The following is a 26,998-nucleotide window of genomic DNA, read 5'->3' on the forward strand; positions in this document are numbered from 1 at the left end:
TGTTTGCAGGCAACTCATTTTTATGTTATATTACAATAGGAGCAAAAATTAGTTATGAAGAGATTATTCGATATGGCAGCGGCCCAGGCCACCGGACGACCCGATGGCGTTATGCTCGCCTCTAAAAAAAATGGCGAGTGGGTCCCCCTTACCTGTAAAGAAGTTAACCGGCACGCGGCAGATCTGGCCGCAGGATTATTACAACTGGGCCTGCACCAGGGAGAACTGGTTCCGGAAAAGCAGGACAAAATCGCACTCGTGTCACAGAACAGGCCGGAATGGCTCATCTGTGACCTGGCCGTACAACAGACCGGCGCTATCCTGACGCCTATCTATCCTACTATCAGTCCTGTGGAATTCGCCGTTATCCTCAACGAAGCGGAAGTACGTATCCTTTTTCTGGCCAGCAAAGAACTGTATGACAGATTCCAGCCCGCATTCAAAGATATTCCTACCCTTAAATACATCTATACTTTCGACGACGTTCCCGGCGTGGAGAACTGGTCTGCCCTGAAAGGCAATGCAGCAGGAGAGGCTTTGCGGAAGACAATGACCGAAAGGGTTTCAGAAGATACTATCGCTACCATCATCTATACTTCCGGCACCACCGGTGTGCCTAAAGGCGTGATGCTGTCGCATAAAAATATTGTCAGCAACGTGCTGTCTTCCATGCCGGCATTTTCCTTTGCCCGCAAGGACGACCGTTGTCTGAGCTTCCTGCCGCTGAATCACATCTTTGAAAAGATGGTGACCTATATCTATGTGCAGGCAGGCATAGGCATCTACTATGCGGAAAGCATGGATACTATCGGTGATAACCTCCGCGAAGTAAAGCCGATGGTGTTTACCAGCGTTCCACGCCTGCTGGAAAAGGTGTATGAAAGAATCATCAGCAAAGGGCTGGAGCTGAAAGGCATTAAACGCGCCCTGTTCTTCTGGGCGGTAAACCTGGGTAAACAGTACGATAATATCAGCCAGGGCAGCTTCTTCTACCGGCTGCAGCTGAAGCTGGCCAACAAACTGATCTTCAATAAATGGCGCGAAGCGCTCGGAGGCAGAGTGGTTGCTATCGTCAGCGGATCTGCAGCATTGCAGGAAAGACTGATACGCATCTTTTCTGCCGCCAATATTACCATTATGGAAGGCTACGGGCTGACGGAAACATCGCCGGTGATTTCTGTTAACCGCCTGGAAAGTGAAGACAGACGCATAGGTACCGTAGGCCCGCTGATCGATGGGGTGGAAGTGAAACTGGCGGAAGACGGAGAGATCATCTGCCGCGGCCCCAATATAATGGTAGGCTATTACAAGAAACCCGAACAGACAGCAGAAGTGCTGACGCCTGACGGCTGGTTCCATACCGGCGATATCGGTGTATGGGTAGAAAAACGTTTCCTGAAAATTACTGACCGTAAGAAAGAAGTATTCAAAACTTCCGGCGGCAAATACGTTGCGCCCCAGGCCATTGAAAATAAAATGCGCGAAAGTCCTTACATAGAACAGATGATGGTGGTAGGTCCGGGCCGCAAGTTTGTATCAGCGCTTATTGTTCCCAACTACGGACAGGTACGCAGCCGCCTTTCTGCACAGGGCATTCAGCCGCCCGCTTCCAATGAAGACCTGGTGGCGCTTGATGCAACAGTACAGCTGATACAGGAGCAGCTGGATAAATATAATCCGCTGTTCGGACATGTGGAGCAGGTGAAGAAATTCCTGCTGCTCCCGGCAGAATGGACCATAGATAATGGTATCCTGACGCCTAAACTGTCTATACGCAGAAAAGTAATAGAACAACGTTTTGAAAAGGAGATAGATTCCCTGTACGGAGGATCGTCAACCATAGAATAACGGTATGTACCTTATAGAGAAAAAGCCTTGCAGGTTGCTCCTGTCAAGGCTTTTCCTATTTTGTTATTTTGTTGTTTGAGATTTAATAAGTGGCGGTTGTACCTGTTATTGGCTACAGTTGCAGGGAGAGTACATTTCGGGCTACATCCTGGCCGGAAATTTTACCGTTTTCACTATCGAAATCATAGTGGATGCCGCCATAGATGCGGGATACCGCCGCTTCGTCGATCATGTCTGTAAACCGGGTGAAAGTACGGGCGGTAAAGCCGTCGGGCACTTTCTGCTGGTCGGTGAAGGTGAACTGTTGTCCGAACCTGGCTGCCAGTATATGTCCGGCGGCACTGCTGAAGGTAGCATGGCCGGAAGTATAGGAGGGGAACGGCGGTGTGCCGATCAGGGAATTCCAGCCCGGCTCAATCAGATTTCGTATATACGTTACCGGGCGAAGCAGGTTATACCGGTATTTATATTTCCAGCATACGATGCCGGCGTCGTTGAGCCCGATACCCACCTGTGCCAGCAGGGCAGCGGTTTCCTGCAGGTTCAGCTGCTGTTCATCCGCCAGTTGTACTGCAATACCGATCAGATGACCCGGCGGCGTAAAGGTACCGGTACCGTCGGCCCAGTAGAGGGCGATATTGGTTTCTGCCGGCGTCAGTGTTTTGGATTTCCGGTACAAAGACCAGGCGGATCTGCCAAAAGCGGAGGTGGAATCAGCAGAGTAGGGTGGATGCGGCAGGTAGGTCAGCGGACTGCAATTCCTGACCAGCAGGCGGTTGTTACCCCAATAGGGTAGCATGGCGCGCTGAAAGCCGGGAGGGGTAGGTATCCACAGGCCAGGCCCGACGGGAGGCACATAGGTGTCCGGGAAATTGTTGAGGTAGCCGTCTTTCCCGCCGTCTGTGGCAGACCATTGATATACGGCCGCAGCGATGGATTGCCCATAGGCCACGGAGCGGTTCACCACCTCCTGACTGACGCCGGGACGCAGCGTATCGAGGTTGGCGGCTTCCAGTTGTGTAATCAGGGCCGCATTCGTGGGCGAAGCGTTGGGAATCAGCTGCCGGATAATAGCTGCCAGCGCGCTGTTGGCCGCAATAGCCCAGTCATACTTTTTGTATCTCTCCGGTGCAGGAAGACGGGAAAACGCATCCAGCTGGCCTCCCAGGGAGTGGCCGTAGCGGTTGCCGTTTACTACGGCTTCATGGAGTGCAATGCCCGTGTAGGCAATAGCTCTCGCCGCCACCGGTGGCGTGAATCCGGCACTTTCCTTTATCAGCTTTAGTTCCAGCTTATACCAGGAAACGGGAACGGCCGCATTTTGTGTAACGGTAATACCGCCGGAAGCGTCAGCGTCAAGGGCGGAAAGCGTGGTGTCTGCAGGAGAGAGGGTCACATCTTTTTTACTACAGCTCAGTAACGTGGTAATCAGTACAATAAAGATACTGGCTGTACGTGCATGGTTTGTACGTATCATATTTCAGGGTTTTTCGTACAGCAATATAAGCGCTGTCGCAGGCAAGATGACCGCACCGTATTTTTCCCCTGTGGATGCAGGAATGCATTAATTTCTAAGATAAATATCTATCTTTACACGGTATGCCATTGCTACCCCAATAACTGTAATGCATATATGTCAACACCAACTTTTAGAGAAGATTGTTGTGCCACAATTTTAATTATCGCTACTATTCATAAAATCGAAGTATGAAATTAAGTAATCCCGCATCCAGAAGTGATTTGCATATTAAAAGAAAGGATAAAGTATTGGAAGTAGGCGGAGGAGATCATCCCCATCCCAGAGCCAATGTTGTGGTAGATAAGTATGTTGATTCCAATTTTCACCGGGGAGGTAATATCCGGGTATTACGTCACCAGGAATTTCTCAATGCTGACGGGGAAGCATTGCCGTTTGAAGATAAATCATTCGATTATGTCATCTGCAGTCACGTACTGGAACATGTTGACAATCCCATAAAATTTATGAGCGAGCAGATGCGGGTGGCGCCGGCTGGTTACCTGGAAACGCCTTCGGTTATCGGGGAGTGCCTGATGCCCAAAGCCTCGCACAGATGGGTATTACTGGAAATTGATGATAAAATTGTGATGTATGAAAAGGAAAAAATCGGTTTCCAGGCCTGGCAGGATCTGAGCTATGTATTCCAGCATTATCTGCCGGAAAATTCCATCGGATACAAGATTATGCAGCGTACACACGCTGATCTTACCATTGTGAACTACGAATGGTCTGAAAAAGTGGAACTGCTGATTAATCCTGACAGTACCTACTACTCCGACTATTTCACCCAACCCTGGGATGAGGCAGCCTGCAACAAATTCCTTACCCAGCGCAGCCTCGGCAAGGAATCTGTTTCCAGTGCCCGGGCCATGCTTGATATTATCAGGTCCGTATTCAGGAGCAGGGTGCTGAAAAGAGGATAAATGTAATTGTCTGCCTCACGCCACCAGCGGGGGCAGACATTGATCTCAAAATAACGTATAGCCCTTAACGTAATACCTCAAAATAAACCTGCAGGATATATCCGCGCAACAAAGCTACAGCCCGTTACCCGTAAGGGTAAGGATGTAACCGTTTCGCATACGGCACCTAAAAAGTCGTAATAGCCCCCCTTCCAGGCCATCCCAATTACCGAACTTTGATGCAGTAGTAAAGCAGTAGAAGTAAGCAGTAAAAGATAAGGTAAGCAGCACCGGTAAATGAACCCATCACCCAATTAAATAATCCGCTTTGATCTCCGCTCCTCATTCGCAATGCGTCATTCGTCATTCGCCATTAAAACCATTTATTATGTTCAATCATTCAAAAGCATTCAGCGGTTTTTCCGTTAATGATCTGCAAAAGGCTAAGGAATTTTACCAGCAGGTGCTGGAACTGGATGTAACGGAAGCATCGGAAGGGCTGGTGCTGCATCCGGACAAGGGCAGCCGGATATTTATTTATCCCAAGCCCAACCACCAGCCGGCTACTTTTACCATTCTGAATTTTCCGGTAGATAATATTGATGAGGCGGTAGCGCAGCTGGGCCGCAAGGGTGTGAAGTTTCTGCAGTACGGGGGCGACATACAGACGGACGAGAAAGGCGTATTCCGGGAACAGAATATTGCCTGGTTTGAAGACCCGGCGGGTAATATCCTTTCCGTACTGGAAGAGAAAAAATAGCAGCAGGCATTATCAGGGTAGCTGATCGAAAAGGTAGTATAGCGGGGATTCTTCCAGCACCTTCCTTTGAAAATCGCCATTTTTCCCGCTCCACTTGATGAGGCGGATGTAGCCGTCTGCAATTTCAATACCGGTGATGTCCCCGTCATTGAAGCAGCAGCAGCCGGTATTGAAGTAGGTGGGATGCGCCATGGTTTTCACCAGCTGCTTGCCGGCATATTCTGCCTGCCTGCGCTGCAGTTCCGCTTCTATGTGCCGGACTGTGGCTGTATCTCCGTAAGACACCGCTTTCTGCAACTGTTTGCTGAGCCGGTCTATATGATCCAGAGAAGCGAATACCGGCTTATGGGTATGCCCGGAGATAAAAAGGGTACGCGGGTAAAGAATGCTCCACTGGTACATGATAATATTATGGGCATCTACGAGGTCGAATGATTCGGCCAGCGTATCAGGATGTATGTCCAGCAGCCGTTGCAGCGGCGTCCAGATAGCAGCCACAAACCATTTGCTGAAGGCATTGCCGTCGCTTCTTTTATCTCCCTGGTGGCCGTGGGCCAGAAAAATCCTGTAGTCATTATCGTTATAGCGGGTCTGGAGAATCAGTCCTTCATATACTTTCAGCTTTTTCCCGAACAGTGGTTTCAGGAATTGTTGCCGGGGAATGAGGTAATGCCATTCCAGGTCGTGATTACCAAAGATGCGGTAGTAGCGTTTCTGTTGCAGGAACCTGGCTTCTTCCAGCAGGGGAGGGCGGTTTTTCTCTATCACCGTTCCCGGTGTATTTTCCCACAGTTCTTCGCAGTCGCCCAGGTTAATATAGGTAAAGCCTTCCTGGTAGTAATGGTCCAGCGCCGCCATGTAGGTATCGGCGGCTTTCATGAAATCATCTGCCGTATCGCGGCCGCCTTTATGCTGATCCGATAGAATGATGATACGGGCACTGGACTGATCTATGTGAACCACCGGACCCCGTTCCCGGTCGCCTTTGAGAATGGCATTGTGCAGCTGTGTCAGCGAAGCGAAAACCGCTTCCCTGTCAGGGCTGGAGGATAGTTTATCGGATAACCGGATGATGAACCGGGATAGCTGACGTTGAATGAAATTCGGCACAATGAATATATGTTGACGCCCTTAAATATAGGCCAAATTTCTGATGCCGCCACTGCAGCAGGTCGCGTGTAAAGTAAAAGGACGCCGGGTTTACCGGCGTCCTGCTGTTATGGAAGAGAACGGGTGGCGCTCGTCTGACGGAAGAAGAGGAAGCCATCGTACAATTCTCTGGGATCGGCAGTAACATAATATCCCGGTGCTTTTTCTTCATTGTAGCCGGCCAGCCGCTGCGGGAATTGCAGGACCGGGCCGGTGCCGGTATGCAGCGGCAGATAAAACTGTTCAGCCGGAACACCTGCCAGCAATGCTTCCCAGGACCCCGGGGCGGCCTGTGGCAGCACGGTGGTATACAGCCGGCAGCCGGGGTTGACAAACTGTTCCCGGATAACGCCCACTGTCCCGCCGGCGGTGCCGGTACCGATGCAGGCATAGTCCTTTCCGAAATGCCGTTGCAGGAAGGCGCCCATACCGCCGCCGTTGCTGTCATCTATCAGGCTTTTCCTGGCGATGTGCGCATTATGCGCCCACACAATAATTTTATTGCCAGGGTCCTGTTGGGCCAGCCGGGTTACCATCACTGCCATGCCGCTGTCGCGGGAGGCTTCCTGCTGCTGCTTTACCGGGCGGTAGATACCGTAGAAGGCGAGGGCACTGTTGAGCGTACCGGCCTGTAACGCCTGCCAGGCGACTGTTCCCAGCTGCTGCTGGTAATTATCCGCTTTACTGTCCAGTATATTACGTATAGCCGTTACCGTTTCATAGGCAGCTACGCCGTTATCCAGCCATTGCTGCCGGTTTATTTTACCCGGCATATTAAAGCTGTGGTATACTTCATCCTGGTATTGACTGTATTGCAGCAGCGCTATGGAAAGCCTCTGCAGCAGGGTATCTTGCAGCGGGGCCGTCAGTTCCCTGATCTGTGCGGCGGTTTGGCTGGTTTCAGAGAAATCCATGCCGGCAAATAATACCTTACGCGAATGCTGCTGGTTATATTGCCGCATCCATTGCAGCAGCGACTTTACTTCCCGCGTCTGCCAGATACCCAGCAGGCAGTGACGCATCAGAGAGTCCGGCTCTCCGCGTCCGTGCAGGATATAATCATTCAGTGCCTTGCTCCAGCCGTAACTGTTTTCAAAGCAGATGATATTGAATCCCTTCTCTGTTACCAGGTAGCGGATTATATTTACCCGCGCCTGCTGAAACTCGCTGCTGCCATGGGTGCCTTCACCCAGACCAATAATCCGCTGTGTGCCGGCGGCCTTTTGCAAAAAAGCCATGCTGCCCGCCTGATAGTCTCCTGTAATGCCGGCAATGCTTTTCCGGTGCGCGTTTACCCAACGGCGGGCGGCGGCCGTATCCGCCTGTTCCTGCGCTTTTCCGCCCATCTGTAAAAGCAGTAAGGTTACTGCTGTAAGGAATACTTTCTGAAACATCTGATTTCTTTTCAGCAAAAAAAATCTATCTTTTCCCCCTTTATCATGACAAAACGATGAAGGACGCGGATAATAGCTGAATATCCCCCCGTCTGATTTCATCGGAAAAAATAATGGTTTCATCGATCCGTGCTGGCAGGAAGCCGCTGTTATCCGGAATATTGGGAAAAGAAAATGATGCAGCACAAGCAGGCCGGCAGCGGAAAAAGCTGGTTCCCGGTAATATATGAGTGGGCAGTAATCATCCTGTATATCGGGATGTACAAGTACAGTGAGCTGATGGAACTTTACCGGTTCCCACCGGTCCCGCAAACTGATTTTCCCTACCTGGAACTGATTCCGTACTGTTTCGCCATCACGCTGTATGTCTGGGTGTACTACCGCTGGCTGATGCCCTGGCTGATGAAAACCCGGGGTTATATCTGGATATTACCGCTGTTGGTTGTCTGCTTCGGTTACCTCAGTAAAATTGATGCTTTGCTGACCAGTAAGTTGTTTGCCTGGTTCACAGGGGATCCGCTGCTCCGTCACTTCTATGAGTCTCAGGCGGCTCACCTGCTGTATCGTATCCGATGGCCATTCTTTGGAATACATATGGAATGGCTGTTTACGGACTTTATTGTGTTTTCTTCCATCCTGTTTGTGCGCGATGCCTACGAAAAAGAATATCACCGGCACCTGGTACAGGAGAATAACCTGCAGTTACAGCTGGATGCATTGAAAGGACAGCTCAATCCGCACTTTCTCTTTAATACGCTGAACAGCTTGTATGCCATGAGCCTGAAATATCCTGACAGAACGCCTGAGCAGATACTGAAGCTGGCAGAGATGATGCGGTATATCCTGTATGATACGCAGCACACGCATGTGCAGCTGGATAAGGAAATCGGTTTCCTGCAGCAGTTCACTGATATGGAACAGCAGAAATATCCTTCTGCCGGTATACGCCTGGAAGTAAAGGGCGACACTGCCGGGTATACTATTGCGCCATTACTGCTGCTGCCGTTGCTGGAAAATATTTTCAAGCATGGGGCGCTCTGCGTGGAAGATAACGGTTACGCCTATATTAATATTGAAATCCATGCCGGAATATTCACCTGTGTCATGCGCAATGACGTACTGCCGGGCATGCCCCTGCAACGCGGCGGTATTGGCCTTGATAACATGCGGCGCCGGCTGGAGGTGCATTACCCCGGCCGTCATTCGCTGGAGGTGAGCAGTACGCCGGACACCTACAGCATCACGTTGCAGATTCAATTAAGATAACTTTTAAACAGACAGATCATGATCCGTTGCCTGATTGTAGATGATGAGCCGATAGCGCATGAAGTACTGGAGCATTTTATTTTGCAGACACCGGGCCTGGTGCTTTCCGGCAAGGCGCGCAACCCGGTGGCCGCCTTTGCCGCCATGCACCAGTCGCCGGTAGACCTGCTGTTCCTGGATATCAATATGCCGCTGATGAACGGGCTGGACTTCCTGAAAAGCCTGAAGAACCCGCCGGCAGTGATTCTGACCACGGCTTATGCGGCCCATGCGCTGGAAGGTTTTGAGCTGGATGTGGCAGACTACCTGCTGAAACCCTTTTCCCTGGAGCGTTTTACACGCGCCGTAGAAAAGGCGAAGCGTTACCTGGCAGGGGAAGTGGCCCCGCAACCAGCTGCCGCCGCACCTGCGGCGGCACCGCACCTGCTGCTGAAAGGAAAAAACGGACTGGAGAAGATAGCATTCAGTGATATATGTTATGTGGAAGCCGCAGGCGATTACATGAAGATTTTTACAGGGCAGCAGCCTTTTCTTTCCCTGCTGACCATGAAAGAGCTGGAGCAAACCCTCCCGGCAGCTGGATTTGTGCGGATTCACCGTTCCTATCTGGTGGCTGTACAAGCCATTAAAATATTAGGTAATGCGCAGCTGACGCTGACAGACGGGACTGTGCTGCCTGTCAGCCAATCATACCGCCACCTGGTTTTGGCGGTATTCCGCGGCGCATAACTTTGGCTACTCCGCTGCACCTCAAATTCCGGAATCCGTAAATCTTTACCGGGTCAGGAGGCTATCCAGCATATTATAGAAGGCAGTCCGCTGCTCAAACATGGGGAAGTGCCCGGAAGCCTGTATCCAGTGCAGCTTTGCCGCCGGGTGGATAATTTTCAGCTCATAGGTATAGAATGCCAGCACATCCTGCCGGGCGGCGATGACATCGATAGGTCCCCGGTAACGGTACAGGGTTTTGCTGAGGTCGTAGCGGATGCGCCACAGATCGCCTATCATCAGCTGCTGCATATGTGTATTGGATTTTGCTACCTCTATCTTTTTCAGCATGCTGTCGATCATCAGCTTGTTATAGATATACGACATGCGCATGATACGGTTATAGGCGAGAAAAACCTCTCTGGGCGGTTCTTTATCTCCCATCAGCTTACTGAGGGAATCGAATTTTATCATGTCTTCCGGTCCCATTCTGGCCCGCACATTGTTGACATGAGTGGTATACAGGTCGGTAGACATTTTATAGTATCCGGGGCAGACCAGCAGCAGGCGTTTCACCTTCTGCGGGTAGTTAGCCGCAAAGTTCATGGCCAGCATAGCGCCCCAGGAATGGCCGTAAATCAGTATCTGCTTTACTTTCAGCCGGTCCATCAACCGGTTGATGTCTTCCATGGCCGCTTTCATATTGATGGTGGTGGAATCAAAAGGAGTGGGGATGGACAACCCGGTACCGCGCTGCTCCAGCAATACCGCCTTATATTTTCTGCCCAGTTCTGTCGCTACCTCCTCCTGCTGCATACAGGAATTGCCGGGGCCACCGGATAAGACAATGATGGGTTCACCATGGCCGTAGGTATGATAGTAAAGATAACCGTTGGCATACCTGATAGAGTCCGTTGTTTGCGCTTGGCCCTGCAGTAACGGCAGCAGCAGTACAGGCAGTAGGAATATTTTTCTCATAATACAGGAAGTTACGATAATCCCAAAAAAGTTATTATTTTCCGGAGTATGTTTTTTCCACGTTATCTCATTTAATGATACCATCATGACGATATTCCACACCCTGTATGATGAACTGACCGGCTTCCTGGGCATAGGCCCGTTACTGGAAATGTATAAATCCGGTAACTACAGCGCCCTGTTCACTTTCAACGGCATCCTTCAGGCTATTTCCCCGGTGATCCCGTTGCTGCTGCTGATAGAAATTATCCGTGCGGTGATCTATAAGCGTTTTAAAATAGAAGATTACAAGATACCTTTCCTGGTATACGTGCTCAATCGTTTTATTTCCCGCTTTGTTTCCATTGCGGCCGTATTGTTCTGTATAGGAATACTTGAAAAGTTTGCAGTGTTTAAAACCACCTTTACGTGGTACTGGTTTATTTATGGCTATGTGATCTGGGAGTTTGCCCATTTTGTATATCACTATCTTGGACATAAGGTCCGTTTATTCTGGTGCCTGCATTCCACGCATCATGCACCTACCGCCATGAATCTGTCTGTGACATATACGCACTTTTTCCTGGAAGCGCCTTACGCCGACGTCATCAGAACATCTATTTGTATACTGGCCGGCGTAAACCCGCCGTTGCTGTTCTTTATCATGTTTATTGACGGCACCTGGGGAGCTTTCATTCACGTAGGCGAAAATATCATGAAAGACGGGCGCATGGGCTTCCTCGGCAAAATTATCCTGACGCCTTCCTTTCACCGGGTACATCATGCCAAAAATCCACTCTACATGGATACCAACTTCTGCAATCTCCTGAACATCTGGGATAAAGTATTCCGCACCTACCAGCCGGAACAAAAGGAGCTGCAGATAGAATACGGCATTTCCAGGGAAATGAACCCCGGCAACATCTGGGACGTATACTTCGGTGAACTGTACTGCCTGTGGAAGGATATGATGGCAGCCCCCGGAATCCGCAATAAGCTGCTCTACATCGTTATGCCTCCCGGCTGGAGCCATACCGGCGATCATAAAACCGCGAAAATAGTAAAACAACACTACCTCTCCGGTAAAGCGTCAGCATAGAATTATCAGGGCAGAAATGGGAATGAAACATTATATTTGTTCTACACCAATGCTGATAACTATGTCCTTATTAAACAACAACAATAAGAAGAACGGTAAAAAAGATAACAAGCAAACCAAAAATGCTTTACCCGGCGCCAATAACGTTGCCAAACCCGGCGCATTGCCCTCCTCCTTTAACAGAAAACCAGTGAAGACAGGCGGAACGAGAGGAAGCTGATGGCTTTGAATTACGAATTGCGAATTACGAATTACGAATGAGGAGCGAAGATTTAAGCGAAGAAGTAAATTCTTTGTCCGCTTAAATCTTCGCTCCTCATTCGTAATTCGCAATTCGTAATTCGTAATTCTCATTTCATAATTTGTTTACCAAAAGAATTGCTCCGAAACCACCTTTCCATCCTGCACCACATATACACAAAGCTCAGACATCTGCGAGCGTTCGCGGCCTTTCATTTTAAGGTCCATGGTGAGGGTGAAGGCAAAGCTGTTACCGGCAACAAGTGGTGCTGAAACGGTGCTGCCATAGGAGGTTTCTACCATCCCCTGGAATTTTCTTCCTTTCTCCAGAATGTTCTGCAGACCATGGGTTTCTTTTTCAAAACCAGAGAGGGTGTCTGGTTCTATGCTGATGACATCTGCTGCATACAGCTCCTGTTGTGCTTGTTCATACTTTTCTGTACGGCAGTATTCCGCCAGTTTGATAGCAATTTCCTGGACAGTCATAGTGATATGATTTTAGGTTTCTGAATAAGATATCTTTAAAGTTACACAAAAAATATCTTCCTCCTGCTGCCATCTGATATGGTCAAAAAACGCAAATTTGTATCTGTTTTTGCTGGAAGATAAGTTGCATTTTTGTATGACTAAATCATCCACGCATGAATATTCGTTTTTTCCAGGTTGATGCCTTTACCGGCAAGCCCTTTAAAGGTAATCCTGCGGGTGTATGTATCCTGGATGCCCCGTTGCCCGATAGTACGCTGCAGTCCATTGCGGCGGAGAATAATCTTCCGGAAACCGCTTTTTTGTCGAAGGAATCAGACGGATACCGGCTCCGCTGGTTTACGCCCACTGTAGAAATGAAGCTGTGCGGACATGCCACACTGGCCAGCGCGCATGTTTTATGGGAGAATAACCTGGAAACACCGGATAAGGTGTTGCAATTTCATACCCTGAGCGGCCTGCTCACTGCCGCCAAAAGAGGACAGCGGATAGAGCTGGATTTCCCGGCCTCCGGCCAGGAGCCGGTAGTATTGCCGGTGGCATTGCGGCAGCTCTTCAAGGATAATTACGTGAATGCAACGTATAGTACTGACCGTTACATTGTGGAACTGCCTTCTGCAGAGGCGGTCACCGGTTTTATTCCTGATTTCCACCTGCTGGAACAATACCGCTGCGTTATTACGGCGAAAGGCGCCCCCGATTCGCCATATGACTTCATTTCCCGTTACTTTGCAGTCCCGCTGGGGGTAAATGAGGACCCTGTTACAGGCAGTGCGCATTGTTGCCTGGCTACTTACTGGGCGCCATTGTTGGGTAAGCAGGAATTTTTCGCTTACCAGGCATCGCCCAGAGGAGGGGAGATGAAGGTAATCCTGCAGGGCAGCCGCGTTCTGATGCAGGGAGAAGCCGTAACCGTTATCAGTGGCACTTATCATATCTGATACCTTAAAATTAAAACCTTGTTTATGTCTGCTTACGAAAAGTTCAAGGCATTGCACCATGCGGAAGAACCGCTGCTGCTCTGCAATGTATGGAATGCCGCCAGCGCAAAGATTATACAGGAAAAAGGATTCCCGGCGCTGGCTACCTCCAGCTCGGCAGTGGCTGATACGATGGGCTACACCGACGGAGAAAATATACCCTTCCCGGAACTGCTGCAGGTGACGGAAAGAATTGTAAAAAGTGTTGATGTGCCTGTTTCTGCAGATATTGAAACCGGGTATAGCAGCGACATTGATGGCCTGCTCCGGAATATTGACCAGCTGCTTCGTATTGGTGTGGTGGGTATTAACCTCGAAGATGCTGCAGTAGGCGAATCCCGTATACTGCCGCCTGCGGCGGATTTTGTGAAGAAGCTCAGCGCTATCAGGACACACCTGTCCGCTACCGGTAAGCAACTTTTCATTAATGCCAGAACAGATACGTTCCTGCTCAAACTCCCCAACGCACTGGAAGAAACGCTCATACGGGCACGTATATACGAAGAAGCCGGGGCCGACAGTCTCTTTGTTCCCTTCATTCATAACGAGGAAGACATCCGCCAGGTAGTAAATGCCACCAGTCTCCCGGTAAATGTACTGGCCATGCCGCAGCTGCCATCCTATGCCCGCCTGAAAGACCTCGGCGTAAAACGCATCAGCATGGGCGGCAGCATGTACTGGTCCCTCGGCGCCACCCTCCGCTCCCGCATCGACGCCATCCTTGCAGACGGCGACTTCCGCGCAGTGTTTATTTGATTATTTTGTTATTTGGTTATTTGAGATTTTGTAGCGCATAGAGAAGCCCCCTTAAAGGATTTGGGGATTTAGGAATTTTGAAATTTCGGAATTTGAATGCTGCGGATGATTACGCGAATATCTTTGCTGCATTAAAAAATTCCGAAATTTCAAAATTCCTAAATCCCCAAATCCTTTAAGGGGGCTTCTCTATGCGCTACAAAATCTCAAATAACCAAATAACAAAATAATCAAATAGTAATTTTTTGGGCGCCGGGATGCAGGGGATGCGTTTTTCCGTGCCAGATGAATGTTCCGCTGAGGCCGGGGGGGAGGGTGATGCTGGCCTGGATACCGTTGATACCTTTTCGTATAAGCGATACCGTTATTTCGCCGTTGGGGTGGGGCATGCTGCCGCTGGCCTGTTGTAGTTCGCCCATGGCGGGCTCAATCTTTACTGTGGCAAACCCGGGAGTGGCGGGCATAATACCGCAGATAGTGGCGAGGAAATCGTAGTTCGGGCTGGCGCTCCAGGCGTGGCAGTCGGAGCGTGTAGGCTCAGGATTTTCAGCAAAAGTGGTAAGCCCTATGTTGAGCATGTCCCTCCAGGGTTGTAATTGGCTGTAGTAGCGGTTACCGAGGCCGGCTTTCTTCAATGCCTGGTTCAGGTAGAAACGATAGTAGAAGGTAGCCTGGCTGAGCGTGGTATCGGTGAGTACGCGTTGCAGTACCGCCTGTTCCCGCTCTTTGGGAATGGCTGCGGCCAGCACGGCCATAATACCGGCATGCTGACTGAAGGTATTTCTGGCAGGTGTATTGGCCATACGGTTGCCGGCGGTATCGAAGCATTGTTTATAAACGCCCTGTGACAGGGCGTTGGCCAGGCGGGTGTATTGTTGTGCCTCTGCTGTTTTGCCGAAACCGGCGAACAGTGTGGCCGCCTGTCGTAATGTATAAATGTATTGCAGCGTGATGATGGCAGAATGCCCGTCATTTGCACCGTCCGGCGTACCGCCCGGAAAGGCGGTATTCCAGTCTGTAAAGCCCCACCAGTGCATAGGGCCCAGCATCATCCGCGGGCGGTCCGTATGTTTATCAAACCAGTCCAGCACGCCGCGTATGGCAGTAAAGTACTGGCTGACAAAAGCGTCATCTTTGCGGTGCATCCAGTAATCATAAATCATGCTCACCCAAAACAGGGAGAAGGGAGGTATCACCTGCAGGCGGCTGCTGGGATAGCGGCCCTGGGTAAGCCCTTCCGGCACGCGGGAACAGTAAAAGTCGTGGATGGCTTTGCGCATAAGGCGGTCGTCGCCGGCTACATACAGGGATATGAGCGACTGGATACGGGTGTCTCCTTCGTATTGCAGCTGTTCGTAGTACGGACAGTCGAAATAGGTTTCCCCGGCGCAGGCAAGGGCCGTACGCCAGCCGGTACGCCAGATGGCTGTCAGCGAGGTATCGTTGCAGCTGAACCGTGCTTTTTCCCGGAAGGGGTAGCCGGTATGTAATCCATACAGGTCATCAATCTGCAGCGGCTCGCTGCCGGTGGTTATATCCAGCTGCAGGTAGCGGTAGGTGCGGAACCAGAGGGGGCGGAAGGTCCTGCCCTTACCACCGTCGGGCGCAAAGATGTCGTAGTTCCCGATGATCTCCATGCCATCTACCTCATTGCGGTTGCCTTTCTGATGATTTTTAAACAACGCTTCGGCATAGGTCATTTTTATCGTACTGCCGTTACCGTTAGAAACGGTTAACTGCGGATAGGCGGTGGTGTTATAGGACTGATCTATCAGTATGCTGACGGTTTGGTTGGCGGGGATCGTCAGCGGATGCCGGCCATCCAGCCAGCTGGCGGTGGCAGGGATACCGGATGTGCGGCGTACCTGTGCCATCCGTTCCGGCACTTCCTCCATCAGCGGGATGGTGCGGGGAACGAGTGTCCACAGGTTATCGGACCCGAAGCCGGCAGGAGAGGGGTGCGCTATTTCTCTGGCTGCCGGCCATGCGGCGTCATCGAAGGCGGGCTGCTCCCATCCCCAGGGATAGGCGTGGCCATTTACCTGGTCGCCGGGGCCTGTGACCATATAGCTGTGCAGGCGTGCACCGTTATCCAGCGAGCAGGGCGTATAGGCGGTATCGTTATATACCTTCCAGCTGCTGTTGGTGTTGACAGCCTTTTCTGCTTCTGTATCTCCCTGCATCAGCCAGCCGGTCTGATTGGAAACCTGCGCTACCGGCGCATGTTCACCCATATTCCATACCAGGGCGGCGAGGGTATTGCTGCCTGTGCGCAGGTAGGGGGCAATATCCACCGTTTCGAAATTCCAGTTGTACAGGTCCCCGCGCGCCGGGCCGCTGCAAACCGGCGTGCCGTTCACAAACAGCCGGTAGCGGTTATCTGCGCTGAGATGTACTATATACCGGGCAGGCAGACCGGTTAACGTGATACTTTTCCGGAAATGATATACGCCATAAGCGCGTTGGGGAACGCCGGGGCAGCTGACCCAGACCGCCTGCCAGTGGCCGTTCATCAGGGCCGGGTTGACGGGCAGGCCCTGTGCGGCGGCCCTGGAAACGGACAAGGCCACCATCAGTAATAAAACGTGGAATTTCATAAGTCGAATGCTTTAGCTTTAAGTTAAAATATAATTTTTAAAGTTAAAAGCGTCCCTTACCATCATGAAAGTGCTTTCCCTGTTTGCGGTGTTGCTGCTATTAGCTGCGCCGGCTGCTGTAGCGCAGCAGCTTGGTCATACGGCCAGCCGTGCCAATCATTTTAATTCTCCTGATCTGCCGGACTCACCCGCCGTGAAATGGAAATTCCGTACAATGGGTAAAGTGGTTTCATCTCCCGTAATACATAAAAATATATTGCTGACCGGTAGCGCAGATTCCTGTATGTATGCACTGGATAAGCATTCCGGCAGACAATTATGGAAGTTCCGTAGCGGTGGAGAAATCACCTCTTCCGTTGCATGCGACAGCACGGCCTTGTATTTCCTCAGTACCGACGGCTACCTGTACGCCCTGGAAATCCAATCCGGCCGCGTGTTATGGAAATTCCGTACCCGCGGCGAACGCAGAACAGATGCCTGGGATTATTTTCTGTCTTCCCCCACCGTGCATAAAAGAGTGGTATATGTGGGCAGCAGCGACAGCTCCATTTACGCGGTAGATGCCCGTAATGGCAGGCTGCAATGGGAATACCGTACCGGAGGCCCGGTACATGCCTCCCCGGTAGTAGCTGATAATATGGTGCTGGCAGGCAGTTACGACGGATATTTTTATGCGCTGGGCACAGACGGCTCCCTGCGCTGGAAATTTGATACAATGGGTGGGCGGTATTTCCCCACCGGCGAAGTACAGTTCCATGCCGTTACCATAGACAGCACCGTATATTTCTGTTCCCGTGATTTCAACCTATATGCCTTGCATCTCCGCACAGGTAAAGGGCTGTGGGTATATCATGAGCCCGGCAGCTGGACCAGCGTTCCGGCTTTGTCAGGAGAGCAGTTACTGGTATCCACTTCCGATACGCACCGGGCCCTTTCATTCGATGAGAATGGCATATTACAATGGAAATCTGAAGTCAGACTCAACGCCTTCGGCGCAATCGCCAGCACCGGCCACTACGGCTACATGGGCAGCCTGGACGGGCGCATGCATAAAATAAATCTTCGTACAGGCCACACCGTTACCATATTTACCACCCTGGCCTCCCGGCTGCAGGGGCCCCGTTTTTTCGACAGCGCCACCGGCGCCCTCCACCGTGATCTGATGGCGCGCTACAACAATGACTTCATCAGAATGTACGGCGACTTCCTGGATATGGGCAGCATACTATCCAGCCCCTGGCTGGACAACGGAGTTTTGTATTTCGGCAGCACAGACGGATTTATATACGCATTGGAGTAAACAATTACGAATTACGAATTGCGAATTACGAATGGGGAGCGAAGACATAAGCGGAGAAGTAAATTTTGGTCTCCGCTTATGTCTTCGCTCCCCATTCGTAATTCGCAATTCGTAATTGTTAATTCTTAATTCTTTACCTTTGCGCTCTTTTATTAATCTTTCCAAGATGCATTTGGTTGTGAAGCATAGCAAATTTGTCCTTTTCCTTTCCCTGGGTCTTTGTGGCCGGGCCTTTGCACAGCAGCGCCCGGATACCGCCGCCATGGCTACACAAAGCCTGGATGAGGTGATCGTACAGGAGAACAGACTGGCAGCGCCGCTGAAGGCGTCTAACCGAAATATTACCATTATCAGCCGTCAGCAGATAGATGCGATGGCAGTTACGTCCATCAATGAGGTGTTGGCCTTTGTGCCTGGACTGGATGTGCGGCAGCGCGGCCCTGGCGGCATACAGGCAGATATCGGGATAGATGGCGGCACCTTTGATCAGACGCTGGTGTTGCTGAATGGTATTAAAATCACGGATGCGCAGACAGGGCATAACATGATGAACCTGCCGGTATCCTTATCGGATGTAGATCATATAGAAGTATTGAGGGGTGCGGCCGCACGTATTTATGGCATCAATGCGCTGAACGGCGCCATCAATATCATCACCCGCAAGGCCGCCACCACCGGCGCGGAAATCAATGCCAGCGCAGGTAGCAGCTTCAAAAGGAATGAAGATAATAAACTGTACAACGGTTTCAGTATCGGTGGTACCGGTGCTATTGTATCGGGGCATACCAACCAGTCGTTGTCTCTCAGCGCAAATGCCGGCAACGGCTACCGTTATAATACGGCGTATGACAACTACCGGGCCTTTTACCAGGGCAGCTTTCAGAAGGATAGTATGCAGCAGTACAATGTGCTGGCGGGATTTGTAAAGAATACATTCGGCGCCAACGGTTTCTACGCCGCTCCCGGCGATAAGGAATCAGAAGAAACCGTGCAGACCTTCATCGCGGCGGTGAGCAATACCACGCGCATCACCCGCCACTGGACGATGACGCCGCGCGTCAGCTACAGGTACACGGAAGACAGCTATCTGTATATCAAACAGAATAAGCAAAGTAATCTGCACAACAACCACATCGTGGACGCTGAGCTGAACAACAGCTTCGAAACAGCCATCGGGTATTTCGGAGCCGGACTGGAAGCCCGTTACGAATATATCAACAGCAATAACCTGGGTATTCATGACAGAACCAACCTGGGATTGTACGGAGAGTATAAAACACGTGCTGACCGCCGCCTGAACTTCACCATCGGTGGGTACCTGAATTATAATACTGCCTATGGCTGGCAGTTTTTTCCCGGAGCAGACGCCGGATTTCTCATTACGCCAACCCTGAAACTCTTTGCCAGTGCGGGTACTGCACAAAGGCTGCCTACCTATACTGACCTGTATTATAAGAGCGCCGCTATTATGGGCAATGACCAGCTGGGAGCAGAGAAAGCATTTTATACGGAGGCGGGATTACGCAAGACCAGCGGTCGGTTCACCTACGGCGGAAGCGTGTTTTACAGACAGATTTCCGATTTCATAGATTATGTGAAAGACAGTATCCGTCAGCCATGGCAGCCGCAGAACTTCCAGCGGGCAGATACAAAAGGGTTTACGCTGAATACCGGTTATAATACGGTATTGCGCCCCCACAGCGTGTTTAACAGCTTTGGCGCCAATGCCGGATATAACTATCTGTCGCCTTCTTTCCGTGGAAACGATAACCCGAAAATTTCCCGCTATGTGATAGAAAGTCTGCGCCATCAGTTTACCGCCAACGTACGGGCCACGCTGCTGGAACATTTCACGGTATCCGCCGCTGCGCGTTATTGCATGCGTATCAGTTATAAAGACTATACACTGCTGGATGCGCGCATTGCGTACAGGCGTTCCCGTTATCAGCTCTATGTCGATGCCAACAACCTGCTCGACATATCTTACGTAGAAGCCGGCGCCGTACCGATGCCGGGCAGATGGGCCACTCTGGGCGGCACCCTGAGATTCTAGCATTTTTTTATTTGGTTATTTGAGATTTAGTTATTTAGCTATAAAATCAAGATGCCTTCCGGACAATCCGGAAGGCATCTTGATTTTATACAAATCTCAAATAAAAAATAATAAAATAGTACTTACTTGGCGTTGGCAGTCAGTACCACATTGAGTTCGAATTCATCATAGATAGCTTTGTCGCCGATGCCTTCGAAGAAGCTTTTAGAGCCGTATTTGATGTTGTATTTGGTACGGTCTACTTTCAGATCTGCCTTACCGGTCAGTTTGCCGCCGTTAACAGTAACGGTAGCAGGGAAAGTGATCGGGTTGGTAATACCTTTGATAGTCAGGTTACCGGTGATGTCGTAGTTGCCGTTACCTTTGGCTGCTACCTTGGTGATAACCAGGGAAGCAGTAGCAAATTTGTCAACGGAAAAGAAATCATCCGCTTTCAGGTGACCCACCAGCTTGGCGTTACCATCAGCGTCTTTAATATCGGTTACAGCAATGCTGCGGGTATCCAGAGAAAAACTGCCGCCTTTTAATACGTTGTTTTCTACTTCCAGTTTGCCTTCTGCAATGTTGATAGTACCGCTATGCTGGCCGGTAACTTTTTTACCTACCCAGTTAACTTTACTTAATTGTTTATCAACTACGAAGGAAGTAGCTTTCGCAGATACAGTCTTTGCAGGTTTGTCGCCTTTAATAACAGTAGCAGGAGTGGTGAAAGACATCAGGATAACTGAGCCTCCGATAAAAAGCAATGAAGCTAATCTTTGCATATAAAATGTGTGTTTAAAATTTTGTTGTAAAGTAGTTTGATTTGGTGAAATAAATTTGCGCAAAACGGAAAAATACTGTTAAATTATTGAGATCCGTATGCGGATAGGGAACTACGGCGGGCAGTACGCTGCCGCCACTTCCGTATCAGCCATGCAGCTAACAGAAATATCATATCGCCTGATTTATAGGTATGCAGATGTGTTTTTTTCAGAGATGAAAAAGTCAACATCGGAACATTAAAGGCGATTGATTTTGCATACTACCGGTTTTAATAGGTTTAAGCGTTTGTCGGCATTTTAAATGATTGGTCTTCCAAAGATAGGGGCCGCTTTCTTAATTACCAAATAAAAGTCTATAAAAATTGTAGACTATTTGTGTTTGTCGCCCGATTCCCGCAATCCTGCTATCTTTCATTATTATGACCTAAATTTGCGGTTTAAATAACCTGTTTTGAATAATTCTGTTTTTTTAATAACACCGCCATTTACACAGCTGAATACACCTTATCCGGCAACGGCCTATCTGAAAGGATTTCTGAATACCAAAGGCATACCTTCCTTTCAGGCAGACCTGGGCATAGAGGTGACGCTGGCCTTATTTTCAAAACAGGGACTGCAGGATTTATTTGCGTATATCCGGACAGACATGCCGGAGGAAATATCAGAGAATGCTGCACGTATACTGGCACTGCAGGAAGATTACATCAACACCATTGACGGCGTGATTGCCTTCCTGCAGGGAAGGAACCCTACACTGGCGCATCTGATCAGCAAACGGGACTTCCTGCCGGAAGCATCGCGCTTTTCACAGCTGGACGATCTCCACTGGGCCTTCGGATCCATGGGTACGCAAGACAGGGCCAAGCACCTGGCTACCATGTATCTGGAAGACCTGTCAGACCTGATTATGGAATGCGTGGATCCGCATTTCGGCTTCAGCCGCTATGCCGAGAAGTTAAGCCGCTCCGCCAACAGCTTTGATGAACTGTATGACGCCCTGCACGAAGGATATACTTATATAGACGACATACTGACTACCATCCTGGCTGCCCGCATGGAATCGCTGCAGCCCGCGCTGGTAGCCATTTCAGTGCCTTTTCCCGGAAATCTGTACGCGGCATTCCGCTGCGGCCAGTGGGTCAAAAAACACTACCCCCACGTGAAAATAGCCATGGGTGGCGGTTTCCCGAATACCGAACTGCGCTCCCTCGCGGATCCGCGCGTGTTTGAGTTCGTGGACTTCATCACTCTCGACGACGGAGAAGCGCCGATAGAAAACCTGATACATTTCATCAACGGCACCAAAACAGCGGAAGAGCTGAAACGTACCTTCCTCGTGGAAAAGGGAGAGCTGCGCTATGTCAGCAACCCATCCTGCCGCGATTATAAGCAGTCGCAGACCGGTACGCCTGACTACAGCGACCTGCTGCTGGACCGCTACATCTCCGCTATTGAAGTGGTAAACCCCATGCACAGCCTCTGGAGCGACGGCCGCTGGAATAAACTCACCATGGCGCACGGATGCTACTGGGGCAAATGCACCTTCTGTGATATTTCGCTGGACTATATAAAAATCTATGAACCGGTGGCAGCCGCCCTGCTGTGCGACCGTATGGAAACCATCATCGCACAGACAGGTCAGAACGGTTTTCACTTTGTAGACGAAGCCGCGCCACCGGCGCTCATGCGCGCGCTGGCGCTGGAAATCATCCGCCGCAAACTCACCGTCAGCTGGTGGACCAACATCCGGTTTGAAAAGAGTTTTACCCGCGACCTGTGCCTGCTGCTGAAGGCTTCCGGCTGTATCGCCGTTTCCGGCGGACTGGAAGTAGCGTCGGACAGGCTGCTGGGGCTGATCCAGAAAGGTATTACCGTAGCGCAGGTGGCACGGGTTAACCGTCATTTCACGGAAGCAGGCATCATGGTGCACGCCTACCTGATGTATGGCTTCCCTACGCAGACAGCCCAGGAAACGATCGACTCCCTGGAGATGGTGCGGCAAATGTTCGCTGCCGGCATACTGCAATCCGCCTTCTGGCACCAGTTTACCATGACGGCACACAGCCCGGTAGGACTGGAGCCTGCAAAATTCGGCGTGGAAAAGGAATCTGACGTCAACGGCGCATTTGCCAACAATGATATACAGCATATAGACCCCACCGGAGCGGACCATGAGAGCTTCAGCTACGGACTGAAAAAATCACTGCTGAACTACATGCACGGCGCCTGCCTGGATTATCCATTATCTAAATGGTTTGACTTCAAGGTGCCTAAAACCTCCGTCCACCCTGATTTTATCACCAACGCACTGTCAGAAGAAGAAACAGGTACCGTGAAGCCCACCTCCAAGGTGGTATATCTGGGCAGACAGCCATCGATGGAGATCATCACCAAATCCAAGAAGGGTAGCAGCTGGGAGATGGCCTCCTTCACTTTCCAGAATAAGAAAGAAAAGCTCAGCATCAGCGTAGCGCCGGAGCAGGGCCGCTGGCTGGCAGACATGCTGCAGCACCTGGCCGTTCAACACCCGAAAACCTACACCTTACAGGAAGTAAAAGACAACTATGAAGCCGCGGGACTGGAAGATTTTGAACTGTTCTGGGACAACAAACCGGTGAATACGCTTTATAAGTCGGGGCTGCTTAAATTATAAAAGGATTAAATTATTTGAGATTTGGTTATTTGAGATTTTCTGCTCCATCCTGGCATACTTCCGGACCTATAAGCCCAGAGAAAACCAGGACGGGGCACAAAATCTCAAATAACCAAATCTCAAATAACCAAACTACTTCACGTATTTCCAATTCCTTATCTTCCCTTCCGCCATCCATGCAACCGCTGTATTCAGCCTTTCTTCCCGGGTGGTGGCGGTTTTGGCGCCGGTAACCCATTCTACATATTCTTTTTTGTTGGAGTAGCTGAAGGCATTGAATATGGCGAGCGCCTGCTTGTTTTTTTTCAGGGCAGCGAGGAAGTAGTCCGGTATTTCCAGTTCCCGTTTAGGCGTGGCCGTTATTTTTTCCTTATTGGCAGCTTTGGCGGGTGATTCATTCAGGATGGCGGCGGCTTTGATATATTTTCCCATGATTTTATCAGCGGGGAGGTCTTTCAGTTTTTCAATTTTCCCCAGGTGGCCCATGGCTTTCTCATCTTCCCCTCTTTTAAAAATGTTATCGGTATCTTCCATTTCCTTTCCTTTCCAGAAAATAAAGGCGCAATGTTGCTTAAAGGCGGCAAAGCTGCAGAGATTGGTTCCCTGGTAGGTAAAATAGGGCATACCCCATTTGATGGTTTCTGTTACCTCCGGGCAGTTTTTATGGATCAGTTCCCGCAGATGCGCCAGGATAGGCTGTGCAAAGGGGGCGGAGGTGCTGATATAGGCGTCAGTACGTGGATCGGTGTGCTTCATGACTCATACTTTAGATACCGGCCAAGATAAATAATTTAAAGAAGACAGGTGGAAAGTCACCCTGAGCATACCGGGAAAAACCCCGGTATAAGCATGAGGAAAAAGTTAAATATTTGCCAGAACTAAAACAAACCATAATGAGCGATTTAATGACACTTACCGGGTACACGGCGAATGCCCAGGGTTTTCTGGAAAATACCACTGTACCTATCGACGGCCACATGCCGTTCACCAATGCTCCGAGCACATCAGGTATGCCGGTTACTGTTTCCGGCTATTTTGGCATGCTCTATAATTTTTATAAATTACTGTTTGAGCATCCGGATCTGTCCAAATATTTCCAGGGTGTTTACTACGTGGAATTCAGTAAAGCGTCGCTGTTCCGTCTGCTGAGCCAGGAAGGCTGCGAGTTTGTACGTTTCCATTACGCTGTTCCTGATGCTGACCTGAAAATAACGCTGATGGCTGAAGGTGTTCGTATGGATGGCAAGTCAGTAGGTTATGAAACGTTACTGGCTAAGGCCACAGCGGGTAATCTGGCTACAGGCCCCGGCGATCCGGGAGTAGAAGAGAGAGGCAACGGTGGCGAATCCCATCAGCCGCACGTAGCGTTGTTTGAAGCGTTACAGCAGGCCAATCACTTATTTGGTTCTATTTTACCAACTGATCTGGTAACCAGTTGATCATTCAACATATAAAGATATTTCGCGCAAGATGAACGGATGGATATATGGATACTATGTAATGCTGGTAACCTGTTTCGCTATCAGCTTATTCAACCTGCAGTATAAACAGGTAAAATTGCTGGCGGTATTATTGGGTATATCCATTCTTTCTGAGATATTGGTGGAGCTGATAGGAAAGCGTGGATCTCACTTTTATATCGTATATCATTTCTTTGTGGTGCTGGAATATAGTCTGATAACGGTTATCCTGCGAATGGGAATACGGGATCCGCGCTGGCGGTTGCTGATGTGGATCTCCATATTTGTATTCGGAGCTATTTCCCTGGTGTACAGCTTTGGTTTTGGCGGATGGAGAAATTTTCCCGGGATTAACATTACCATAGAGAGCTTCCTGGTTATTTGCTGGTGCCTTTTATCCTTTTTTTCAATTACTCCAAACAGCGAAGCTTCTATATTCCGGCACCCTGATTTCTGGCTGACCCTTGCGTTCTTTTTTTATTTCGCCGGGTCCATGTGTGTAAACGGTTTTTATAACCTGTTACTGGCCAGCGATGCCGCCTCTGCGAAAAGGCTTTTCGCAATTTTAAACTCGTTATCCAATTACCTGTTGTATATTATGCTGATAAAAAGCATACTATGCTTCCGGTTACACAAGATTTCTTCGTAGCAGTCATACTACTGACCCTGTTATTTGCTATAATGGGGTTAGTGGTAGTGGCTGCCGTTATTAATTACAAGAAAAAGCAGCAGGCTTATCTTCATCAGCTTAAATTAATGAAAGAAGAGTATGAAAAGCAACTGATGTGGTCGCAGATTGAAATGCAGGAAGAAGCCTTTGCACATCTGGGGCAGGAGCTGCACGACGATATAGGCCAGTTATTAAGCAGCACCAAACTACTGATCAACGTAACGCAGCGCAGTCTGCCGGAAGCGCCGGATACCCTGCATACAGCCGAAGAAACCGTCAGCACTGCCATACATCGGTTGCGGGCGCTGTCAAAATCCTTCAGCCGTCAGTGGCTCGATCAGTTCAGTCTGATTGACAACCTGAACAGCGAAGTAGAACGTATTAATGTAAGCCGTGCCATTCAGGTGAAGTTTACCCATGAGCTGACGGTACTGCCGCTACAGGCAGAGCCGCAGATCATTCTTTTCCGCATCATACAGGAAGCCATGCAGAACTGCCTTAAACATGCCAGACCGCAGGTGATTGATATCAGTATGCGCATCGCCGACAAGGTGCTGTGGCTGATCATTGCCGACGACGGCGCCGGTTTTGATAAGGAGGGCATGTCTGCCACCGGTATGGGCATCAGGAACATGCAACACCGCACCCAACTGCTGGGAGGTACCATCAACTGGGAAAAAACAGTTGCCGGCGGTACTGCTGTGCTGATCAAATTACCCATTGAACCTAATTAGTTATGAACATCAAGATTGCCATTGCAGACGACCATCAGTTATTCCTCAAATCACTCAGCCTGCTGATTTCCAGCTTTCAGGGGCTGACCATCGTTGCCGAAGCGGTAAATGGAAAAGAGTTGCTGGAGAAAATAGCGCACCTGCCGATGCCGCCGGACCTGGTATTACTGGACGTAAACATGCCGGTAATGGACGGCCCCAAAGCTACTGCCGCATTGCAGAAAGCCTACCCCGGCATCAAACTGGTAGCGCTGTCCATGAAAGATAACGACGCTACTATCATTTCTATGCTGAAAGCAGGCTGTTGTGCCTACCTGCTGAAAGACATACATCCCGCCGACCTCGAAAAGGCTATCCGGGAAATTAATGAAACAGGCTATTATCATAACGACGCTTCCAACGTGAACTACCGCCGCTTAATCCTCCAGTCGGAACAATCCGAAACCATTACGGAAAGAGAAAAGGAATTTCTCAGCCTGGCCTGCAGCGACCTTACCTATAAGGCCATTGCACAGAAAATGAATGTCTCCGAAAGAACGGTAGACGGCTACCGGGAAATCCTTTTCCATAAACTGAATGTGCAGAGCCGCACCGGCATGGTGCTGGAAGCGCTGCGCCGGCAGCTGGTTTCGCTGTAATCCTTACTTTTTTATCAGCCATTTTATCCCTGTACCGCTATATCTGCCGCTTTCACCGCCTTTTC

At 50.0% G+C, this 26,998-nt stretch carries 24 protein-coding genes; 16 read left to right on the forward strand and 8 right to left on the reverse strand.

The annotated features are described in order from the left end of the window. The first annotated feature begins 54 nt into the window (after positions 1 to 54). Positions 55 to 1,848: an AMP-dependent synthetase/ligase gene (locus tag GWG06_RS01155; RefSeq protein ID WP_127042287.1), complete on the forward strand. Its 1,794-nt coding sequence runs from the start codon at positions 55 to 57 to the stop codon at positions 1,846 to 1,848. 112 nt (positions 1,849 to 1,960) lie between these two features. Here the strand turns inward: GWG06_RS01155 and GWG06_RS01160 are convergent, their stop codons facing one another. Then, complete coding sequence (locus tag GWG06_RS01160) at positions 1,961 to 3,325, reverse strand: vanadium-dependent haloperoxidase (RefSeq protein WP_160710887.1); 1,365 nt, start codon at positions 3,323 to 3,325, stop codon at positions 1,961 to 1,963. 230 nt (positions 3,326 to 3,555) lie between these two features. Between GWG06_RS01160 and GWG06_RS01165 the strand changes: the two genes are divergently transcribed. Both GWG06_RS01165 and GWG06_RS01170 read left to right on the forward strand, forming a co-directional pair. Continuing rightward, the gene (locus tag GWG06_RS01165; RefSeq protein ID WP_127042283.1) at positions 3,556 to 4,290 is read left to right on the forward strand and encodes a class I SAM-dependent methyltransferase; all 735 of its coding nucleotides are present in this window, start codon (positions 3,556 to 3,558) and stop codon (positions 4,288 to 4,290) included. A 367-nt stretch (positions 4,291 to 4,657) separates the two neighbouring features. After that, positions 4,658 to 5,029 carry a VOC family protein gene (locus tag GWG06_RS01170; protein WP_127042281.1) on the forward strand — a complete coding sequence of 124 codons (372 nt, stop codon included), beginning with the start codon at positions 4,658 to 4,660 and terminating at the stop codon, positions 5,027 to 5,029. A 12-nt stretch (positions 5,030 to 5,041) separates the two neighbouring features. Here the strand turns inward: GWG06_RS01170 and GWG06_RS01175 are convergent, their stop codons facing one another. Then, complete coding sequence (locus GWG06_RS01175) at positions 5,042 to 6,139, reverse strand: metallophosphoesterase (protein ID WP_235938075.1); 1,098 nt, start codon at positions 6,137 to 6,139, stop codon at positions 5,042 to 5,044. Positions 6,140 to 6,246: 107 nt separating this feature from the next. Then, the gene (locus GWG06_RS01180; protein ID WP_160710888.1) at positions 6,247 to 7,572 is read right to left on the reverse strand and encodes an erythromycin esterase family protein; all 1,326 of its coding nucleotides are present in this window, start codon (positions 7,570 to 7,572) and stop codon (positions 6,247 to 6,249) included. Between the two features lie 174 nt (positions 7,573 to 7,746). Here GWG06_RS01180 and GWG06_RS01185 point away from each other — a divergent pair, with 174 nt between their 5' ends. Together GWG06_RS01185 and GWG06_RS01190 are read left to right on the forward strand one after the other, a co-directional pair. Further along, positions 7,747 to 8,838, forward strand: a complete 1,092-nt coding sequence (locus GWG06_RS01185; protein ID WP_160710889.1) for a sensor histidine kinase — start codon at positions 7,747 to 7,749, stop codon at positions 8,836 to 8,838. Between the two features lie 18 nt (positions 8,839 to 8,856). Further along, positions 8,857 to 9,567: a LytR/AlgR family response regulator transcription factor gene (locus GWG06_RS01190; RefSeq protein WP_160710890.1), complete on the forward strand. Its 711-nt coding sequence runs from the start codon at positions 8,857 to 8,859 to the stop codon at positions 9,565 to 9,567. A 45-nt stretch (positions 9,568 to 9,612) separates the two neighbouring features. Here GWG06_RS01190 and GWG06_RS01195 read toward each other — a convergent pair whose 3' ends face one another. Further along, entirely contained in the window at positions 9,613 to 10,524 is a 912-nt protein-coding gene (locus GWG06_RS01195) for an alpha/beta fold hydrolase (protein WP_160710891.1), read from the reverse strand. Between the two features lie 85 nt (positions 10,525 to 10,609). On the opposite strand from GWG06_RS01195, the gene GWG06_RS01200 reads away from it, so the two are divergent. Both GWG06_RS01200 and GWG06_RS01205 read left to right on the forward strand, forming a co-directional pair. Beyond that, positions 10,610 to 11,602 (forward strand): sterol desaturase family protein, encoded by a 993-nt coding sequence (locus GWG06_RS01200; protein ID WP_160710892.1) that lies wholly within the window; start codon positions 10,610 to 10,612, stop codon positions 11,600 to 11,602. 61 nt (positions 11,603 to 11,663) lie between these two features. Continuing rightward, complete coding sequence (locus GWG06_RS01205) at positions 11,664 to 11,822, forward strand: hypothetical protein (protein WP_158631583.1); 159 nt, start codon at positions 11,664 to 11,666, stop codon at positions 11,820 to 11,822. 146 nt (positions 11,823 to 11,968) lie between these two features. Here the strand turns inward: GWG06_RS01205 and GWG06_RS01210 are convergent, their stop codons facing one another. After that, entirely contained in the window at positions 11,969 to 12,328 is a 360-nt protein-coding gene (locus GWG06_RS01210; RefSeq protein WP_160710893.1) for a SnoaL-like domain-containing protein, read from the reverse strand. A gap of 155 nt (positions 12,329 to 12,483) precedes the next feature. Between GWG06_RS01210 and GWG06_RS01215 the strand changes: the two genes are divergently transcribed. Beyond that, a complete protein-coding gene (locus GWG06_RS01215) occupies positions 12,484 to 13,269 on the forward strand; it encodes a PhzF family phenazine biosynthesis protein (RefSeq protein ID WP_160710894.1) in 786 nt (261 codons plus the stop codon). A 24-nt stretch (positions 13,270 to 13,293) separates the two neighbouring features. Next, complete coding sequence (locus tag GWG06_RS01220) at positions 13,294 to 14,064, forward strand: isocitrate lyase/PEP mutase family protein (RefSeq protein ID WP_160710895.1); 771 nt, start codon at positions 13,294 to 13,296, stop codon at positions 14,062 to 14,064. Positions 14,065 to 14,294: 230 nt separating this feature from the next. Here the strand turns inward: GWG06_RS01220 and GWG06_RS01225 are convergent, their stop codons facing one another. Continuing rightward, positions 14,295 to 16,661 (reverse strand): alpha-L-rhamnosidase-related protein, encoded by a 2,367-nt coding sequence (locus tag GWG06_RS01225; protein WP_160710896.1) that lies wholly within the window; start codon positions 16,659 to 16,661, stop codon positions 14,295 to 14,297. A 64-nt stretch (positions 16,662 to 16,725) separates the two neighbouring features. Between GWG06_RS01225 and GWG06_RS01230 the strand changes: the two genes are divergently transcribed. Together GWG06_RS01230 and GWG06_RS01235 are read left to right on the forward strand one after the other, a co-directional pair. Further along, a complete protein-coding gene (locus GWG06_RS01230) occupies positions 16,726 to 17,961 on the forward strand; it encodes an outer membrane protein assembly factor BamB family protein (RefSeq protein ID WP_160711182.1) in 1,236 nt (411 codons plus the stop codon). A 166-nt stretch (positions 17,962 to 18,127) separates the two neighbouring features. After that, positions 18,128 to 20,014, forward strand: a complete 1,887-nt coding sequence (locus GWG06_RS01235; RefSeq protein ID WP_160710897.1) for a TonB-dependent receptor plug domain-containing protein — start codon at positions 18,128 to 18,130, stop codon at positions 20,012 to 20,014. Between the two features lie 122 nt (positions 20,015 to 20,136). On the opposite strand, the gene GWG06_RS01240 is transcribed toward GWG06_RS01235, so the two are convergent. Continuing rightward, positions 20,137 to 20,778 (reverse strand): YceI family protein, encoded by a 642-nt coding sequence (locus GWG06_RS01240; RefSeq protein WP_127041355.1) that lies wholly within the window; start codon positions 20,776 to 20,778, stop codon positions 20,137 to 20,139. A gap of 451 nt (positions 20,779 to 21,229) precedes the next feature. Between GWG06_RS01240 and GWG06_RS01245 the strand changes: the two genes are divergently transcribed. After that, positions 21,230 to 23,431 carry a B12-binding domain-containing radical SAM protein gene (locus GWG06_RS01245; protein WP_160710898.1) on the forward strand — a complete coding sequence of 734 codons (2,202 nt, stop codon included), beginning with the start codon at positions 21,230 to 21,232 and terminating at the stop codon, positions 23,429 to 23,431. 132 nt (positions 23,432 to 23,563) lie between these two features. Here the strand turns inward: GWG06_RS01245 and GWG06_RS01250 are convergent, their stop codons facing one another. Next, a complete protein-coding gene (locus GWG06_RS01250) occupies positions 23,564 to 24,187 on the reverse strand; it encodes a YdeI/OmpD-associated family protein (protein WP_160710899.1) in 624 nt (207 codons plus the stop codon). 137 nt (positions 24,188 to 24,324) lie between these two features. On the opposite strand from GWG06_RS01250, the gene GWG06_RS01255 reads away from it, so the two are divergent. Genes GWG06_RS01255 through GWG06_RS01270 form a run of 4 tightly spaced genes read left to right on the forward strand, consistent with a single transcriptional unit; the run spans position 24,325 to position 26,933 of the window. Then, positions 24,325 to 24,870: a hypothetical protein gene (locus GWG06_RS01255; protein WP_127041361.1), complete on the forward strand. Its 546-nt coding sequence runs from the start codon at positions 24,325 to 24,327 to the stop codon at positions 24,868 to 24,870. A 31-nt stretch (positions 24,871 to 24,901) separates the two neighbouring features. Continuing rightward, positions 24,902 to 25,540 (forward strand): hypothetical protein, encoded by a 639-nt coding sequence (locus tag GWG06_RS01260; protein ID WP_127041363.1) that lies wholly within the window; start codon positions 24,902 to 24,904, stop codon positions 25,538 to 25,540. Continuing rightward, positions 25,510 to 26,295, forward strand: coding sequence for a sensor histidine kinase (locus GWG06_RS01265; protein ID WP_127041365.1), 786 nt, complete (start codon positions 25,510 to 25,512; stop codon positions 26,293 to 26,295). The genes GWG06_RS01260 and GWG06_RS01265 overlap by 31 nt, the downstream gene beginning before the upstream one ends. Before the next feature lie 2 nt (positions 26,296 to 26,297). Then, positions 26,298 to 26,933 carry a response regulator transcription factor gene (locus GWG06_RS01270; RefSeq protein WP_127041367.1) on the forward strand — a complete coding sequence of 212 codons (636 nt, stop codon included), beginning with the start codon at positions 26,298 to 26,300 and terminating at the stop codon, positions 26,931 to 26,933. Positions 26,934 to 26,998 lie beyond the last annotated feature (65 nt).

It is taken from the genome of Chitinophaga solisilvae (assembly GCF_009928525.1).
In the GTDB taxonomy this organism is placed as follows: Bacteria; Bacteroidota; Bacteroidia; order Chitinophagales; family Chitinophagaceae; genus Chitinophaga; species Chitinophaga solisilvae.

What these genes read in the sequence shown, in the direction of transcription:
- GWG06_RS01210 (WP_160710893.1), bottom strand. Translation starts at nt 12,328, where the DNA reads ATGACTGTCCAGGAAATTGCTATCAAACTGGCGGAATACTGCCGTACA.
- GWG06_RS01215 (WP_160710894.1), top strand. Translation starts at nt 12,484, where the DNA reads ATGAATATTCGTTTTTTCCAGGTTGATGCCTTTACCGGCAAGCCCTTT.
- GWG06_RS01255 (WP_127041361.1), top strand. Translation starts at nt 24,325, where the DNA reads ATGAGCGATTTAATGACACTTACCGGGTACACGGCGAATGCCCAGGGT.
- GWG06_RS01225 (WP_160710896.1), bottom strand. Translation starts at nt 16,661, where the DNA reads ATGAAATTCCACGTTTTATTACTGATGGTGGCCTTGTCCGTTTCCAGG.
- GWG06_RS01200 (WP_160710892.1), top strand. Translation starts at nt 10,610, where the DNA reads ATGACGATATTCCACACCCTGTATGATGAACTGACCGGCTTCCTGGGC.
- GWG06_RS01155 (WP_127042287.1), top strand. Translation starts at nt 55, where the DNA reads ATGAAGAGATTATTCGATATGGCAGCGGCCCAGGCCACCGGACGACCC.
- GWG06_RS01270 (WP_127041367.1), top strand. Translation starts at nt 26,298, where the DNA reads ATGAACATCAAGATTGCCATTGCAGACGACCATCAGTTATTCCTCAAA.
- GWG06_RS01230 (WP_160711182.1), top strand. Translation starts at nt 16,726, where the DNA reads ATGAAAGTGCTTTCCCTGTTTGCGGTGTTGCTGCTATTAGCTGCGCCG.
- GWG06_RS01260 (WP_127041363.1), top strand. Translation starts at nt 24,902, where the DNA reads ATGAACGGATGGATATATGGATACTATGTAATGCTGGTAACCTGTTTC.
- GWG06_RS01250 (WP_160710899.1), bottom strand. Translation starts at nt 24,187, where the DNA reads ATGAAGCACACCGATCCACGTACTGACGCCTATATCAGCACCTCCGCC.
- GWG06_RS01240 (WP_127041355.1), bottom strand. Translation starts at nt 20,778, where the DNA reads ATGCAAAGATTAGCTTCATTGCTTTTTATCGGAGGCTCAGTTATCCTG.
- GWG06_RS01205 (WP_158631583.1), top strand. Translation starts at nt 11,664, where the DNA reads ATGTCCTTATTAAACAACAACAATAAGAAGAACGGTAAAAAAGATAAC.
- GWG06_RS01185 (WP_160710889.1), top strand. Translation starts at nt 7,747, where the DNA reads ATGATGCAGCACAAGCAGGCCGGCAGCGGAAAAAGCTGGTTCCCGGTA.
- GWG06_RS01195 (WP_160710891.1), bottom strand. Translation starts at nt 10,524, where the DNA reads ATGAGAAAAATATTCCTACTGCCTGTACTGCTGCTGCCGTTACTGCAG.
- GWG06_RS01220 (WP_160710895.1), top strand. Translation starts at nt 13,294, where the DNA reads ATGTCTGCTTACGAAAAGTTCAAGGCATTGCACCATGCGGAAGAACCG.
- GWG06_RS01180 (WP_160710888.1), bottom strand. Translation starts at nt 7,572, where the DNA reads ATGTTTCAGAAAGTATTCCTTACAGCAGTAACCTTACTGCTTTTACAG.
- GWG06_RS01190 (WP_160710890.1), top strand. Translation starts at nt 8,857, where the DNA reads ATGATCCGTTGCCTGATTGTAGATGATGAGCCGATAGCGCATGAAGTA.
- GWG06_RS01265 (WP_127041365.1), top strand. Translation starts at nt 25,510, where the DNA reads ATGCTTCCGGTTACACAAGATTTCTTCGTAGCAGTCATACTACTGACC.
- GWG06_RS01235 (WP_160710897.1), top strand. Translation starts at nt 18,128, where the DNA reads ATGCATTTGGTTGTGAAGCATAGCAAATTTGTCCTTTTCCTTTCCCTG.
- GWG06_RS01160 (WP_160710887.1), bottom strand. Translation starts at nt 3,325, where the DNA reads ATGATACGTACAAACCATGCACGTACAGCCAGTATCTTTATTGTACTG.
- GWG06_RS01170 (WP_127042281.1), top strand. Translation starts at nt 4,658, where the DNA reads ATGTTCAATCATTCAAAAGCATTCAGCGGTTTTTCCGTTAATGATCTG.
- GWG06_RS01165 (WP_127042283.1), top strand. Translation starts at nt 3,556, where the DNA reads ATGAAATTAAGTAATCCCGCATCCAGAAGTGATTTGCATATTAAAAGA.